A 13010-nucleotide genomic window follows, 5' to 3' on the forward strand; every position below is an offset into this window, starting at 1 on the left:
GGTTAACATCTTCAAATCTTTCCAGCGTGGGATGGAACAGCTCACCATCTGTTATCGAATCCACCCCGATGGGCGCGTCGATGAGCTGGTGGAAGGGCTGAATGGCATGGCGTGCGAGCAGCTCACTGAGCGCATTGAGGCCAGGCTTGGAGTTGTGCAGCAGCGCCGGTCAACGGCTGAGGCATTTCTCTGCGAGCAACAGGCCCAGCAAAGCCAGGTCCAGTCCCTCTCCTGAACCGATTACCTCTTCCTAGATCGATGTCGCACTTCAGCACCATCAAGACCGAGCTCCGTGATCGCCAGACCTTGCTCGAGGCTCTCGAGGATCTGGGCCATGGCCCAAGGCAGGGCAGTTTGATGGTGCGCGGTTATCGCGGCCAAACCGTGGAGGCCCAGCTGGCTGTGGCCCAGGCCAATGGCGCTGATATCGGTTTTCGCCTCAATCCTGAAACCGGTAGCTATGAGCTGGTTACCGATCTCGACCTCTGGAATCAGGCCGTGCCGGTGGAGCGCTTCTTGGCCCAGCTCAATCAGCGATATGCCCTGCGCAGCATCCTGGCCGCCACGGCTGAGGAGGGTTTCCAGGTGAGCGAGCAAGCCCAGCAGCAAGACGGCTCCATTGAATTGGTGGTTACCCGTTGGGCCTAGATCCGGGAGCTCACCCCGGCATGGTTGATCCCTCTCTGGCATTCACCGCCACCGCCCTTTCCCCTGAGTCACGGCGTAGTGGTCACGAACCACTGCTGGGTGGAGCTTTGGGTCAGAAGGCCGTATGGGTTGACGAGGCTGTCTGCATTGGCTGCCGCTACTGCGCCCACGTGGCCGTCAACACCTTTGCGGTTGAGCCCCACTGGGGCCGCTCCCGGGCGATTCGCCAGGACGGCGACTCCACCGAGCTGATACAGGAGGCGATCGATACCTGTCCCGTTGATTGCATCCATTGGGTTGCTTATGAGCAGTTGCCCGAGTTGCAGCAGCAGCTAGACGGCCAGGAAATTCTTCCCCTTGGTGTGCCTTCGCCGGTGCGGCTCAAGCGCACGTTGCCGCGCCCAGGGGCTGCTTAGCTGGCAGCCCCACGGCCCTGGGATAGGTGCGCGGGCAGGGGGCCAGCGGTTTAACCACCATGGCGTGGCGGCTACCCCTGCCACTAGGTAATTCCCTGGCCAGGCACTGGTCGATGCCAGCCTTCAGGGGGATCAGGGCGGCGTTGAGGTCCCGTTGGTCATCGGCTGACCACTGGCCGCGATAAAGCAGGGCTCGCCCTTGGGGTTGCAGCAGCGGTACCAGGTATTCGGCCACCACCGGCGCGCTGGCCACGGCCCGGGCCAGAGCCCAGTCGAACTGGCCCCGACAGGCCTGCTGCTGGCCGGTGCGCTCGATCCTTTCGCAGCGCAGCTGCACTCGCTCCCCAAGCCCTAGCGCTGCGGCCATGGCCTGCACCGCCTCCACCTTGCGCCCCACCGAATCCACCAGGGTCAACCGGGCCTGGGGAAAGGCGATCGCTAGCGCTAGGCCGGGGAAGCCACCGCCGGTGCCCACATCGATCAGCCGCAGCGGTGCCTGGGCTGCCCCCGATTGCAGCAGGGGCACCAGGGGCCAGAGGCTGTCAAACACCTGGGCTATCCAGAAGTCGTCGTCCTCCACCAGCCGGGTCAAGTTGAGCTTGCTATTCCATTGGCGCAGCTGCTCCTGCAGGTCGCCCAGCGACTGTTCTTGGGCTGGGCTGGGCTGCCAGCCGAGCTCCTGCCAGAGGGCATTGCCGGTGAGGGTGCGAGCCATCCAGCTTGGTAACGGGTTTCTGATCTCTAGGATCCCGCAGACCGGATCGTTTTCCCGGCGCCCTGCCCTTGGCCAGCTCCCCACTCAGTTATTACACGTTGCTCCAGGTGCAGCAGAGCGCCTCGCCCCAGGAGCTACGCCAAGCGTTCCGGGGGCTGAGCAAGCGCTACCACCCCGATACCACCGTGCTGCCGGCTGGGGAGGCTGCATTGGCTTTCCAGCAGCTGCAGCAGGCCTATGGGGTGCTGAGCGACCCGGCCCTGCGCCAGCGCTACGACGACCAGCTGCGCCCGCCTTCGGTACCCAGTAGCCCCGTTGCACCGCCCCCGATCATCATTACTAGGCCTGCTTCGGTGCGGCGTGATCTTTCTGGTGGCGAGTGGCTGGCGCTGCTGCTGCTGGGTTTTGCCCTGGTGTTGAGCTTGGTTCTGGGTGTGGGAGTCGCCTGGATGCGCGGCGCCCAATTGGTGCAATGGCCTAGCTGGTGGCCTGAGGGCGCCCCCACCAACGTGACAGGGTTGGTTTCATGACCGAGATGCCCAGTTCCCAGACACCGCTGTACCACCACCCCCTGCCGGCTTTGGAGCACTGGCTGGAGCAGTTGGGTGCCAAGCGGCAGCGCGCCAATCCCTGCCTCTGGGACCTGCAACGCCCCGAATGGAGCGCCCAGATTGAGCTGGAGGTGGACGAGCTCAAAGTGAGCTGGCACAGCGACGGCCAGGTGTGCGTGCGTCACTTTCCCTATGGGTTGTCGCGGGCCGATGCCGAGGCGGTGATCCTGGCGGGGCCTTAACGGCAGATGCGGCTCTGGCGATCATCTGCGCTGGAGAGCGGCCCGCAGTTGACCCAGCGAACCAGGGAGGTTTCCACGTCGGTGAACAGCACCAACACGCCGCCGCAAAGCAGTACTAGGGCGCCACTTACCAACCAGTGCTGCTTGCTCATCTGTGGGGGTTGGGGGCTGCGCCCATGGCTGCCGTCAGGGTACGGCCCAGGTCTTGCGCCTGCCATTGGGCAGCCAGCCCGGAGGCGGTGAGCGGTTCTAAAGGTGGCAGCTGGGCTAGCACCGGCGCTTGGGCCAAGGCGGCCAGGGTGGTGGGATTGTCGGGATGGAGCGGGCCATTAAGCACCAGTCCCAGCAGGGGAATGGAGCGCTGGCGCAGGGCCTCCACCGACAGCAGGGTGTGGTTGAGGGTGCCCAGGCCGCTGCGGGCCACCAGCAGCACCGGCAGCCCCCAGGTGGCTAGCTGATCGATTTGCAGCCAATCGCGGCGCAGGGGCACCAGCAACCCACCGGCGGTCTCAACTACCAATGCTCCGGCCACTGCCGGCAGGGCCAGCCGGGCCGGGTCGATCGTGATGCCCTCTAGTTCGGCGGCCCAGTGGGGTGACACCGGCGTCTGCAGCCGGTAGGCCTCCGGTAGCAACCGCTCCGCTGGCAGCTGCAGCAGGGCCTGCAGGCGGCCCGAGTCGCCGCCGCCTTCCAGTCCGCTTTGTACCGGTTTCCAGTAGGTGGCCCCGAGCCCCTGGACCACAAGGGAGCTCACCACGGTTTTGCCCACGTCGGTGTCGGTGCCGCAGATCACCAGGGCGTTGCTGCAGCTGCTCATGGGCCGGGTCGCTGACCAACTAGCACTAATACTTCCCAGCTGACGCAGCCATCTGCTGGCCAGCAGTGCAGCAGCCGGCGCAACTGGGCCGCACTGAGGCGGTTGGCTCGGCTAGCGCTGGCCCCGAGGCCCTGTAGCTGCTGCAGAAAGCCGAGGCCGCTGCCGTAGGCGCGGCTGAAGCGCAGCCGGCGGCTGTAGTGAGCCATCAGGCCGCCCCTGCTGGCGGCGGCCAGCAGGGCTTCGGCGTCGGGCAGGCTCAGAGCTGTGCAGGGCACCCCTGCAGCCGCGGCGGCCTGGTGCCACTGGGGAAAACTGGCGCTTGTCGGCACTGCCAGGCCGAGCCAGCCCCCTGGCCGCAACTGCTCGCACCAGTGCTGTACTTGGGCTGGGGGATTCTCCAGCCACTGCACCGCGAAGCTGGAGGTGAGCAGGGAGGCCTGGCCCAGTTGCTCCGGCAGCCCCAAGTTGAGGTCCCAGCTGAGCTGGCCGCCGGCAGTGGTTTGGGGGTTATGGGCCAGCAGTTCGGGGCAGATATCAAGCTGCAGGAAGGCTTCCTGGCATCCCTGAGCCCGCAGCGCCTGGCCCACCAGCCCTGAGCCGGCGCCCAGATCGGCCCGGGGGCCGGCGGCAAGGGGAAGGGGCGCGCACAGGTGGGCCAGGCGCCAGGCCACCCCCTGCTGCAGGCGGGCATGGCGGGCATATCCGGAGGCGTGGCGGCCGAAGCGGCTGCTCACTCGCGAGCTGAATACTGAGTCTTGTAAAAGCGTGTCATTTAAAAGTGTGTCACTTAAAAACGTGTCGCGTACTGGATTTGCGTTCATGCCAGGCCCTCGATCCAGCCACACACGGTGGGTACGAGGGCCGGGCTGAGCAGGCAATGCCCCACGCCCGCCAGCACCAGGTTGTCGGCGGCAGGTAGGAGGTTGCGCAGCTGGTGGCGGGATTGCGGACTCACGATCTGATCCTCGCCGCCCTCCACTATCAGCACCCGAGCCTGGAGCGGGAAGCCAGGCGGTAGCCCCGCCGTGGCCGCCAACAGGTTTAGATCTTCCGCCAGCCGCTGGCGGCCGGAGGCAGCAATAGGGGCGGCGGCGATGCCAGGGGGCAACAGGCTGGGGGGCTGGGGGGCTGCGGCGTGTTCCATGAAGGTTTGCAGCATGGTGCTGGCTTCGGGGCCGGCCAGCTGGCTTGCCATGGCCGCCACGGCGCTGCGCAGCCGGCGGCCGCTGGCCCCCCCTGGCAGGAATGCTCCGAAGCTGGCGAGCAGCACCACCGCATCGGACTGGGCCAGCACGGAGGCGGGCAGCAGATGGGGGCCCAGCGAGTGGGCGATCACCAGCTTCAGCCCCTGGCCGCTCTGCCAGGCCACCGGCTTGGGAGCTTGCCTGCCGTAGCCCCGTTCGCCGCACTGCCACGTCCAGCCGCGGGCGCTCCAGGCGCTGTGGAATGGTTCCCATCCCTGGGCATCGCCGGCCCATCCGTGCATGGCGATCAGCTGCATGCAGGACTCCCCAGAGCTGTGAGCAATCGCTCCAATGTGCCCGCCGGTAGGTCGTGGCGCAGCACCAGCCGCAGTCGCGCAGTGCCTTCAGGCACGGTGGGGGGGCGGATGGCGACGCTCAATAGGCCGGCTGCTTCTAAGCGTTGTTGCAGCTCGAGAGCCCGGTGATCGTCGCCCACCAGCAGCGGCAGGATCGGCCCGGTGCCTGGCGGCCGCGGCCAGCCGGCCGCTTCCAGACAGGCGCGCCAACGGGCGGCTCGCTGCAGCAGGGCCTCGCTGCGGGGTTCGGCCTGAATCAGGGCCAGGGCGGCCAGGGCGCCGGCGGCCAATGGTGGGGCTAGGGCCGTGGTGTAGCGGAAGGCGCCGCTGGATTGCAGCAGCCAGTCCCCCACCAGGGCATCGCCGGCCAGAAAGGCCCCGCCGCCACCAAAAGCCTTGCCGAAGGTGCCGCTGATCAGGGCGATTTCGGGCTGGTTGTGGCCCAAGCCCCGTCCGCTCGGGCCGAGCACTCCCAGGGCATGGGCCTCATCGAGCAGCAGGGCGGCGCCGTGTTCGGCGCAGAGGGCCGTCAGGACCGCCACATCCACACTGGTGCCCTGCATCGAGAAGAGGCTCTCGCTCAGTACCAGCAGCCGCTGTCCGGGAGCGCGCCGGCGGGCTGCTTGCAGCTGGGAGTCGAGCTGGGCCAGGTCGTTGTGGGCGAAGCGCTGCAGCCGGGCACCGCTGGCGCGCACCCCGGTGAGCAGGGAGTGGTGGATCAGCCGGTCGGCCAGCACCAGGCTGTGGCGATCGGCCAGGGCCCCTACCGCCGCCAGGTTTGCCTGAAAGCCGCTGGGAAATAGCAGCACCTGCTCGCGCCCCAGCCAGGCCGCCAGCGCTGCTTCTAGCTCGCCGTGCACCGGCCGACTGCCACTCACCAGCCGCGAGGCTCCTGCCCCTAGTCCCTGGCTGGCCGCGGCGGCCTGGGCGGCTGACACCACCTCGGGGTGACGGCTCAGACCTAGGTAGTCGTTGCTGGCTAGATCCAGCAGGGGGGCACTCCTGATACGGGGAGGTGCCAGATCAAGGGTGGCGGCGCTTGCGGCGGGGGCAAAGCTGCGCAGGCCGCGGCGGCGCTGGGGGGGAATGGCTGCAAGTTGACGCCGCAATTCATCCCGCCAGCTGGCGGCTCTTTCCCCTGAGGGGGGAGAGGTGGTGCCGGGTTGTGTCAACGACCGGACAGTGCTGCGCAAACGCTAAATCCGAGCTTGTGCCACGGCCTGTTGCTACTAGAGCTGGCCCGAGGCGGAACAGGCTCCTCCCTCATAGGATGGCTTCATGATCCAGCTCAAATAGCAGCGTGCCTGAAACGGCGCCCAATGGGCTGGATCCTGCAGCAATTTTCCCCTTCCCGCTCGACGACTTCCAGCTCGAGGCGATCGACGCGCTCAACCAGGGCCACTCGGTAGTGGTGAGCGCCCCCACGGGCTCCGGTAAGACCCTGGTGGGTGAGTACGCCATCTACCGCGCTCTGGCCCATGGCCAGAAAGTTTTTTACACCACGCCGCTGAAGGCCCTCTCTAATCAGAAACTGCGCGATTTCCGTGAGCAGTTTGGTGCCGACAAGGTGGGGCTGCTAACCGGTGATATGAGCCTCAACCGGGAGGCCCAGGTGGTGGTGATGACCACCGAGATCTTCCGCAACATGCTCTACGCGGAAGCCGATGCGGGAGATGACCCGCTGGAGGGCGTGGAGGCGGTGGTGCTCGATGAGTGCCACTACATGAACGATTCCCAGCGCGGCACCGTCTGGGAGGAGTCGATCATTCACTGCCCGCCGCCGATTCAGTTGGTGGCCCTTTCGGCAACGGTGGCCAATGCCGGTCAGCTCACCGACTGGATAGAGAGAGTGCATGGGCCCACCCAGCTGGTGCTCAGTGACCACCGGCCGGTGCCGCTGGCCTTCAGCTTTTGCAGTGCCAAGGGACTGCACCCCCTGCTCAACGACGAGGGCACCGGGCTCCATCCCAACTGCAAGGTGTGGCGCGCCCCCAAGGGCAGCCAGCGCAAGGGTCCGAAAACTCCGAAACCACCCCAGCCCGAGGCTCCGCCCCTGGGTTTTGTGGTGGCCCAGATGGCGGAGCGCGACATGCTGCCGGCCATCTACTTCATCTTCAGTCGCCGCGGTTGCGATAAGGGCGTCAAGGAGCTGGGCAAGGCCGCCCTGGTGACGCCTGCTGAACAGGCGCGCATCAAGGCCCGCCTGGATTTGTTTATGTCAATAACCCCCGAGGCGGTGCGGGAAGGTGGCCACGCCGAGGCACTGCTGCGGGGCATTGCCGCCCACCATGCCGGTGTGCTGCCGGCCTGGAAGGAGCTGATCGAGGAGCTGTTCCAGCAGGGGCTGATCAAGGTGGTGTTTGCCACCGAAACCCTGGCGGCCGGCATCAACATGCCTGCTCGCACCACGGTGATTTCGGCGCTGAGCAAGCGCACCGAGCGAGGCCACCGCCCTTTGATGGGCAGTGAGTTTTTGCAGATGGCGGGCAGGGCCGGCCGGCGCGGCCTTGATACCCAGGGCTACGTGGTGACCGTGCAGAGCCGCTTTGAAGGCGTGCGGGAGGCGGGCCAGCTCGCTACTGCGCCGGCAGATCCGCTGGTCAGCCAGTTCATGCCCAGCTACGGCATGGTGCTCAACCTGTTGCAGCGCTACGACCTGGCTAAGGCCAAGGAGCTGGTTGAACGCAGTTTCGGCCGCTACCTGGCCACCCTCGATTTAGTCGAGGACGAGGCCCGCATCGGCCAGTTGATGCAGCAGCTCGAAGGCCTGGAGGATGGCTCCGGCGAGGTGCCCTGGGACGACTTCGAGGACTACGAAAAGCAGCGAGCTCACCTGCGCGAAGAGAGGCGCATCCTGCGGATCCTCCAGCAGCAGGCCGAGGAAACCGTCGCCCATGAGCTCACCTTGGCGCTGCAATTCGCCAGTGAGGGCACTTTGGTGAGTCTCAAGGCGCCCCAGCTACGCGGCCGGGTAACGCCGGCGGTGATTGTGGAGAAGGTGAAGGGGCCGGGGCAGTTTCCTTTGCTCAAGTGCCTCACCGACGAGAACCTTTGGCTGTTGCTGCCCTGCCACGGGGTGGTGAGCCTCCATGCCGAGCTCAGTTGCCTCCAGGTGAGCCAGGTGGATCCCCCCGAGTTGCGCCAGCTTGGCGAGTTGCGCCACGGCGATCAGGCCAGCGGCGGCTTGGCCCTTGCCGTTGCCCACATGGCCAGTCGCCACGACATGGCCACGCCCCAGTACGACTTGGCGGGGGAGGTGCAGGACCAGGCCCAGCAGGTGCATCAGCTGGAGGAAAGCCTGGAGCTGCATCCGGCCCACCGCTGGGGCGACCGCCGCCAGCTCAAGAAGCATCGCCGCCGCATGGAGGAGTTGCAGCTGGAGATCGAGGAGCGCCAGCAGCTGCTGCACTTCCGCTCTAATCGCCACTGGGATACCTTCCTGGCCCTTATTGAGGTGTTGCGCTTTTTCGGTGCTCTGGCGGGAGCTGATGGCCTGGAGCCCACCGAGGTGGGCCGCACCGTGGCTGCCCTGCGCGGCGACAACGAGCTGTGGCTGGGACTGTCGCTGATGAGCGGCCACCTCGATGAGCTCGATCCCCCCCAGCTGGCGGCGGTGTTTGAAGCCATCTCCACCGAAGTCAACCGGCCCGATCTGTGGTGCGGCTACCCGCCGCCACCGGCCGCCGAGGAGGCCCTGCATGATCTGCGCGGCCTGCGCCGCGAGCTGGAGCGTCAGCAGGAGCACGCCAAGGTCAACTTCCCGCTTTGGTGGGAGCCCGAGTTGATGGGCCTGGTACACGCCTGGGCTAAAGGTGCCAGCTGGAGCGACATGATTGCCAACACCTCCCTCGACGAGGGTGATGTGGTGCGGATCCTGCGCCGCACCGTGGATTTGCTGGCCCAGGTGCCCTACTGCGAGGCGATCAGCGAGCAGCTGCGCAGCAAGGCCCGCGCTGCCCTCAAATCGATCAATCGCTTCCCGGTTTGCGAGATCGAGGATTTGGTGGCTAGTGGCAACGGTCAGCTGGATCCGGCGATCGAGCGCCCCCAGTCTTGAGGTTGGTGGGCCGTAACCCGTGATCAATCCCGCCCGCATTCGCATCATTGCCGTCGGCAAGGTGCGCAAGGGCTGGGTGAGCGAAGGGGTAGAGATTTATCGCAAGCGGCTCCCGGGCCTGGAGATCGTGGAGCTGAGGGACGGTGGCATGGCCCGCGAGGCGGAGGCCATATCGGCTGAGCTGCGCGGCGGCGAGCAGTTGGTGGCCCTGTGCGAGGAGGGCCAGGGCTACGACTCGTTGGCCTTCGCCAAGGCGCTTGAAGGTTCTGGCTCGGAGCGGCTGGCGTTTGTGATCGGTGGGGCCGATGGTCTCGACCCGGCGCTCAAGGGGCGGGCCCACTGGCGCCTGAGCCTCTCACCGATGACCTTCCCCCACGAGCTGGCGCGGCTGCTGCTGTTGGAGCAGCTTTACCGGGCCAGCTCGATTCAGCAGGGCGGGCCGTATCACCGCGCCGGCGCTTGACTGGGGTGGTGCTTACGCCACGCGATGACCACGATTGATAGCCGCTACGAGGGAGCCCTGCGCTGCCTCTCCAGCCACGGTCCTTCGGGCTGCGAGCTCGAGACCGATGCACCCACCGACAACCAGGGCAAGGGGGAGCGTTTCTCGCCCACCGATCTGGTGGCCACGGCCCTGAGCACCTGCATCCTGACGATCCTGGGGATCGTTGCTGAGCGCCACGGCTGGCCGCTGCAGGGGGCCAGCGCTCGGATTGAAAAAACCATGACCCCCGAGGCGCCACGGCGCATTGCCCTGCTGGAGGTGTGGATCAGCTTGCCGGCGGGTCTCAGCGAGCAGCAGCGGGATGTGCTTCACCGGGCCGGAGAGGCCTGCCCGGTGAAGCTGAGCCTGGAGGGGGCTGTGCAGATGCGACTGCACTGGGCCTGAACTGCCTGCGAGCTCAAATCCCCAGTCGCTGCCAGATCACGCCCAGGTTGGCCTGATGCAGATCGGTGCTGAAACACTCAGCCAGCTGCTCAGCGCTGAGCTTGCTGGTCACCTCTGCATCGGCTTCAAGGTTGGCGCGGAAGTTGCCGCCATCTTTGTTCCAGGCGCTGTGGGCGTTGCGCTGCACAATCCGGTAAGCGTCTTCGCGGTTGATGCCGGCTTCCACCAGGGCCAGCAGCACCCGCTGGCTAAACACCACGCCGCCGTAAACGTTCATATTGCGGGCCATGTTGTCTGGGTAGACCCCTAGGCCCTTCACTACCTCGGTCATCTCCCGCAGCATGAAGTGCAGGGTGGCGGAGCAGTCGGGCAGCATCATCCGCTCCACCGAGCTGTGGCTGATGTCGCGCTCGTGCCAGAGGGCGCAGTTTTCCAGAGCCACCACCACATAGCTGCGCAGCACCCGGGCCAGGCCACTGATCCGCTCGCTGCGGATCGGGTTGCGCTTGTGGGGCATGGCCGAGCTGCCCTTCTGGCCCTTGGCGAAGTTCTCCTCCACCTCGAGCACGTCGGTGCGCTGCAGGTTGCGGATCTCGGTGGAGAAGCGCTCCAGTGCCGCGCCCACCAGGGCCAGGGTCTGCACGTATTCGGCGTGGCGATCGCGGGCGATCACCTGGGTGCTGGCGGTATCTGGCTCCAGGCCAAGCTTGGCGCAGGCGATCGCCTCCACCTGGGGGTCGGTGTTGGCGTAGGTGCCCATGGCGCCGCTGATCTGGCCCACGCTCACCACCCGCTCGAGCCGCTCGAGGCGCTCGCGGTTGCGTTCCACTTCCGCCAGCCAGCCGGCCACCTTGAAGCCGAAGCTGATCGGCTCGCCGTGGATGGCATGGCTGCGGCCGATCATCACCGTGCCCTTGTGCTGGCTGGCTAGAGCCCTAAGTGCATCCGCCAGTTGGTCGAGCTCGGCTCGCAGCAGAGCCACCGACGCTTTCATTTGCAGGGCCAGGCCTGTATCGAGCACATCTGAGCTGGTCATGCCCACGTGGATGTAGCGGCCCGCATCCCCCACGTGCTCGTTCACATTGGTGAGGAAGGCGATCACGTCGTGGCGCACCTCGGCCTCGATCTCGAGAATCCGCCCTACCGAAAATCTGGCCTTCGACTTAATCGTTGCGACCGCCTCAGCGGGCACTCGCCCCAACTCACAGTTGGCCTCGGTGGCAGCGATCTCCACATCGAGCCAGCTTTGGAACTTCGCCTGCTCGCTCCACAGGGCGCCCATCTCGGGCAGGGTGTAACGCTCGATCAAGGCCGCGCCTGGCTCACTGCCAGCCCAATGTATGGGTGCGCCCCTGCTGACGCCTCAGGCAGCACTCCTTAGGCAGCGGTAGTCAGGCGCTGGTGCTCCACCTCCCACTGCACCAGGCTTCCCCAGGCCTGCTGCCGCACCCAGCAGCGGCCCCCGCGGCATTGGATCAGCTGGAAGGGGGGCAGGTCGGAGGGTTGATTGCGCAGTTTGACGAAGCTGCCGGGATAGAGCAGTTCAAGCACATTGGCTGCAGCATTCGCGGTCCGGATTGAGGAGGCCATCGGTGCCGGATCAACTTCTGGGCGCCATCCTCTGGTGGGTTTTGGTGCGGAGGCAGAGATGCTTGGAATCTGTTCCGTTTGCGTTGTGGTTTGATCACAAAAGGTGGAGCGCCATGGCCCGCAAGCAACGACTGGATTTGGAGCTCGTGGCCCGCGGCCTGGCGGCTAGTCGTCAGCAGGCCCAGCTGTTGATTAGGGCCGGGCGGGTGCGCCACGGCGACAAAGTGCTCGATAAACCAGGCACCGAGGTGTTGCCGGAGGCGGAGCTGCTGGTGCAGCAGCTTCCCCGCTATGTATCAAGGGGTGGCGAAAAGCTGGTGCGGGCACTTGAGGCCTTCCCCATCGCCGTGCAGGGGCGCGTTTGCCTTGATGGCGGCATCTCCACTGGCGGCTTCAGCGATTGTCTGCTTCAGCACGGGGCCTGCCGCATTTATGGAATTGATGTGGGCTACGGCCAGACGGCCTGGAGCCTGCGCAGTGATCCGCGGGTAGTGCTCAAGGAGCGCACCAACCTGCGTCACCTCACCCCGGATGCTCTTTACGGCCCCGAAGACCCCTGGCCCGATCTAGCGGTGGCAGATGTGTCGTTTATTGCCTTGGCCTTGGTGCTGCCTGCCCTCCTGGCGCTGCTGCAACCGCAAGCACCCGTGGATCTGCTGTTGCTGGTTAAACCCCAGTTTGAGGTGGGCAAGGGCCGGGTGGGCAAGGGCGGGGTGGTGCGTGATCCGGTTGCCCATTGCGATGCCATCGAAGGGGTGATCACCGCGGCCTCTGGCCTGGGCTTGGTGGCTTGCGGCCTGGTGGCATCACCAATCACTGGACCTGCCGGCAACCACGAATACCTGCTCTGGCTGCGGCGCTCCGATTGCGATGGGCAGGTCGGAATGGGTGATGTTGCCGGGGATGTTGCTGGGGATGTTGCAGAGGATGTTTTTGAGCCTGTTGAACAGCTTGTTGAACCAGCCCAAACCGACCCGAAATTCTGCCCTGGGGCAATCAGCCCAGAGCAAATAAAAACCCTGGTAGCCAGCACGCTGACTCCCAGGGCATAAAAATCAAAAGCGGTGCTGGCGCTCAGATGGCGCCGCTGTCCCGATCACCGGTGCGGATTCGAATCACAGAATCAATCGTGCTCACGAAGATCTTGCCGTCGCCGATTTCGCCGGTGCGGGCCGCGTCTTGAACGGCGCTAACCACGGTGTCGACCTTGTCGTCATCGACAACTATCTCAAGTTTCAGCTTCTGGAGGAATTCGACGGTGAATTCAGAGCCGCGATAGCGCTCCACCTGGCCCTTTTGACGGCCAAAACCCCGCACTTCGCTCACGGTCATGCCCACGATCCCCGCATTGACCAGGGCGACCTTGACGTCCTCGAGCTTGAAGGGACGAATGATGGCCTCAATTTTTTTCATAGGAACAGCTCGGGCTTGGTAGGAAGTCTCTCAGGAAATCCCTGCCGATGGTAGGGAGTAAAGCCATTACGCCCGAGCTTTGCGGGGGTCGTCGTAGCGATTGCTACCGGCTCGGGCAGCCGTTGGCTGCGG

The 13010-nt window shown here is 65.7% G+C and carries 18 protein-coding genes; 9 read left to right on the plus strand and 9 right to left on the minus strand.

Annotated features, from left to right (window positions below):
* Positions 1–31: 31 nt before the first annotated feature.
* The 3 genes from KBY74_RS00115 to KBY74_RS00125 are packed head-to-tail and all read left to right on the plus strand — an operon-like array spanning position 32 to position 1064.
* Positions 32–235 carry a DUF2997 domain-containing protein gene (locus KBY74_RS00115; protein WP_254940951.1) on the plus strand — a complete coding sequence of 68 codons (204 nt, stop codon included), beginning with the start codon at positions 32–34 and terminating at the stop codon, positions 233–235.
* Positions 236–258: 23 nt separating this feature from the next.
* A complete protein-coding gene (locus KBY74_RS00120; RefSeq protein WP_254940952.1) occupies positions 259–648 on the plus strand; it encodes a DUF1257 domain-containing protein in 390 nt (129 codons plus the stop codon).
* A 20-nt stretch (positions 649–668) separates the two neighbouring features.
* Entirely contained in the window at positions 669–1064 is a 396-nt protein-coding gene (locus KBY74_RS00125) for a ferredoxin (RefSeq protein WP_254940953.1), read from the plus strand.
* Here the strand turns inward: KBY74_RS00125 and rsmG are convergent.
* Complete coding sequence (rsmG, locus tag KBY74_RS00130) at positions 1030–1779, minus strand: 16S rRNA (guanine(527)-N(7))-methyltransferase RsmG (RefSeq protein ID WP_254940954.1); 750 nt, start codon at positions 1777–1779, stop codon at positions 1030–1032. The two genes, KBY74_RS00125 and rsmG, sit on opposite strands and share 35 nt — an antisense overlap.
* Positions 1780–1847: 68 nt before the next feature.
* Between rsmG and KBY74_RS00135 the strand changes: the two genes are divergently transcribed.
* Together KBY74_RS00135 and KBY74_RS00140 are read left to right on the plus strand one after the other, a co-directional pair.
* Positions 1848–2309, plus strand: coding sequence for a J domain-containing protein (locus KBY74_RS00135; protein WP_254940955.1), 462 nt, complete (start codon positions 1848–1850; stop codon positions 2307–2309).
* The gene (locus tag KBY74_RS00140; protein ID WP_254940956.1) at positions 2306–2572 is read left to right on the plus strand and encodes a DUF3143 domain-containing protein; all 267 of its coding nucleotides are present in this window, start codon (positions 2306–2308) and stop codon (positions 2570–2572) included. The genes KBY74_RS00135 and KBY74_RS00140 overlap by 4 nt, the downstream gene beginning before the upstream one ends.
* Here KBY74_RS00140 and KBY74_RS00145 read toward each other — a convergent pair.
* The 5 genes from KBY74_RS00145 to KBY74_RS00165 all read right to left on the minus strand — a co-directional run bounded on the left by KBY74_RS00145 (position 2569) and on the right by KBY74_RS00165 (position 6038).
* Positions 2569–2724 (minus strand): hypothetical protein, encoded by a 156-nt coding sequence (locus tag KBY74_RS00145; protein ID WP_254940957.1) that lies wholly within the window; start codon positions 2722–2724, stop codon positions 2569–2571. The two genes, KBY74_RS00140 and KBY74_RS00145, sit on opposite strands and share 4 nt — an antisense overlap.
* Positions 2721–3389 carry a dethiobiotin synthase gene (gene bioD, locus KBY74_RS00150; RefSeq protein WP_254940958.1) on the minus strand — a complete coding sequence of 223 codons (669 nt, stop codon included), beginning with the start codon at positions 3387–3389 and terminating at the stop codon, positions 2721–2723. Before bioD ends, KBY74_RS00145 begins: the two co-directional genes overlap by 4 nt.
* The gene (locus tag KBY74_RS00155; protein ID WP_254940959.1) at positions 3386–4123 is read right to left on the minus strand and encodes a methyltransferase domain-containing protein; all 738 of its coding nucleotides are present in this window, start codon (positions 4121–4123) and stop codon (positions 3386–3388) included. Before KBY74_RS00155 ends, bioD begins: the two co-directional genes overlap by 4 nt.
* A gap of 83 nt (positions 4124–4206) precedes the next feature.
* Positions 4207–4890: an alpha/beta fold hydrolase gene (locus tag KBY74_RS00160; protein ID WP_254940960.1), complete on the minus strand. Its 684-nt coding sequence runs from the start codon at positions 4888–4890 to the stop codon at positions 4207–4209.
* On the minus strand, positions 4881–6038 hold the full coding sequence (locus KBY74_RS00165; protein WP_396123047.1) for an aminotransferase class I/II-fold pyridoxal phosphate-dependent enzyme: 1158 nt from the start codon (positions 6036–6038) through the stop codon (positions 4881–4883). The genes KBY74_RS00160 and KBY74_RS00165 overlap by 10 nt, the downstream gene beginning before the upstream one ends.
* A gap of 191 nt (positions 6039–6229) precedes the next feature.
* Between KBY74_RS00165 and KBY74_RS00170 the strand changes: the two genes are divergently transcribed.
* The 3 genes from KBY74_RS00170 to KBY74_RS00180 are packed head-to-tail and all read left to right on the plus strand — an operon-like array spanning position 6230 to position 9875.
* Positions 6230–8986: an RNA helicase gene (locus KBY74_RS00170; protein WP_254940961.1), complete on the plus strand. Its 2757-nt coding sequence runs from the start codon at positions 6230–6232 to the stop codon at positions 8984–8986.
* 22 nt (positions 8987–9008) lie between these two features.
* The gene (locus tag KBY74_RS00175; RefSeq protein ID WP_254941032.1) at positions 9009–9449 is read left to right on the plus strand and encodes a 23S rRNA (pseudouridine(1915)-N(3))-methyltransferase RlmH; all 441 of its coding nucleotides are present in this window, start codon (positions 9009–9011) and stop codon (positions 9447–9449) included.
* Positions 9450–9473: 24 nt separating this feature from the next.
* Positions 9474–9875: an OsmC family protein gene (locus tag KBY74_RS00180; RefSeq protein WP_254940962.1), complete on the plus strand. Its 402-nt coding sequence runs from the start codon at positions 9474–9476 to the stop codon at positions 9873–9875.
* Between the two features lie 13 nt (positions 9876–9888).
* Here the strand turns inward: KBY74_RS00180 and purB are convergent, their stop codons facing one another.
* Both purB and KBY74_RS00190 read right to left on the minus strand, forming a co-directional pair.
* Entirely contained in the window at positions 9889–11184 is a 1296-nt protein-coding gene (gene purB, locus KBY74_RS00185) for an adenylosuccinate lyase (protein WP_254940963.1), read from the minus strand.
* Between the two features lie 68 nt (positions 11185–11252).
* Entirely contained in the window at positions 11253–11465 is a 213-nt protein-coding gene (locus KBY74_RS00190; protein ID WP_106502348.1) for a hypothetical protein, read from the minus strand.
* A gap of 113 nt (positions 11466–11578) precedes the next feature.
* Between KBY74_RS00190 and KBY74_RS00195 the strand changes: the two genes are divergently transcribed.
* Positions 11579–12517: a TlyA family RNA methyltransferase gene (locus KBY74_RS00195; protein WP_254940964.1), complete on the plus strand. Its 939-nt coding sequence runs from the start codon at positions 11579–11581 to the stop codon at positions 12515–12517.
* A 22-nt stretch (positions 12518–12539) separates the two neighbouring features.
* On the opposite strand, the gene KBY74_RS00200 is transcribed toward KBY74_RS00195, so the two are convergent.
* Positions 12540–12878 carry a P-II family nitrogen regulator gene (locus KBY74_RS00200; RefSeq protein WP_254937407.1) on the minus strand — a complete coding sequence of 113 codons (339 nt, stop codon included), beginning with the start codon at positions 12876–12878 and terminating at the stop codon, positions 12540–12542.
* Positions 12879–13010: the final 132 nt, after the last annotated feature.

Source organism: Cyanobium sp. A1C-AMD (genome assembly GCF_024346495.1).
GTDB lineage: Bacteria > Cyanobacteriota > Cyanobacteriia > PCC-6307 > Cyanobiaceae > Cyanobium_A > Cyanobium_A usitatum.

Bases quoted from the DNA above. Each gene is read 5' to 3' on its own strand.
- KBY74_RS00190 (WP_106502348.1), bottom strand. From the start codon at position 11,465: ATGGCCTCCTCAATCCGGACCGCGAATGCTGCAGCCAATGTGCTTGAA.
- KBY74_RS00195 (WP_254940964.1), top strand. From the start codon at position 11,579: ATGGCCCGCAAGCAACGACTGGATTTGGAGCTCGTGGCCCGCGGCCTG.
- KBY74_RS00125 (WP_254940953.1), top strand. From the start codon at position 669: ATGGTTGATCCCTCTCTGGCATTCACCGCCACCGCCCTTTCCCCTGAG.
- KBY74_RS00140 (WP_254940956.1), top strand. From the start codon at position 2,306: ATGACCGAGATGCCCAGTTCCCAGACACCGCTGTACCACCACCCCCTG.
- KBY74_RS00145 (WP_254940957.1), bottom strand. From the start codon at position 2,724: ATGAGCAAGCAGCACTGGTTGGTAAGTGGCGCCCTAGTACTGCTTTGC.
- KBY74_RS00180 (WP_254940962.1), top strand. From the start codon at position 9,474: ATGACCACGATTGATAGCCGCTACGAGGGAGCCCTGCGCTGCCTCTCC.
- KBY74_RS00115 (WP_254940951.1), top strand. From the start codon at position 32: ATGGAACAGCTCACCATCTGTTATCGAATCCACCCCGATGGGCGCGTC.
- KBY74_RS00120 (WP_254940952.1), top strand. From the start codon at position 259: ATGTCGCACTTCAGCACCATCAAGACCGAGCTCCGTGATCGCCAGACC.
- rsmG (WP_254940954.1), bottom strand. From the start codon at position 1,779: ATGGCTCGCACCCTCACCGGCAATGCCCTCTGGCAGGAGCTCGGCTGG.
- KBY74_RS00160 (WP_254940960.1), bottom strand. From the start codon at position 4,890: ATGCAGCTGATCGCCATGCACGGATGGGCCGGCGATGCCCAGGGATGG.
- bioD (WP_254940958.1), bottom strand. From the start codon at position 3,389: ATGAGCAGCTGCAGCAACGCCCTGGTGATCTGCGGCACCGACACCGAC.
- KBY74_RS00200 (WP_254937407.1), bottom strand. From the start codon at position 12,878: ATGAAAAAAATTGAGGCCATCATTCGTCCCTTCAAGCTCGAGGACGTC.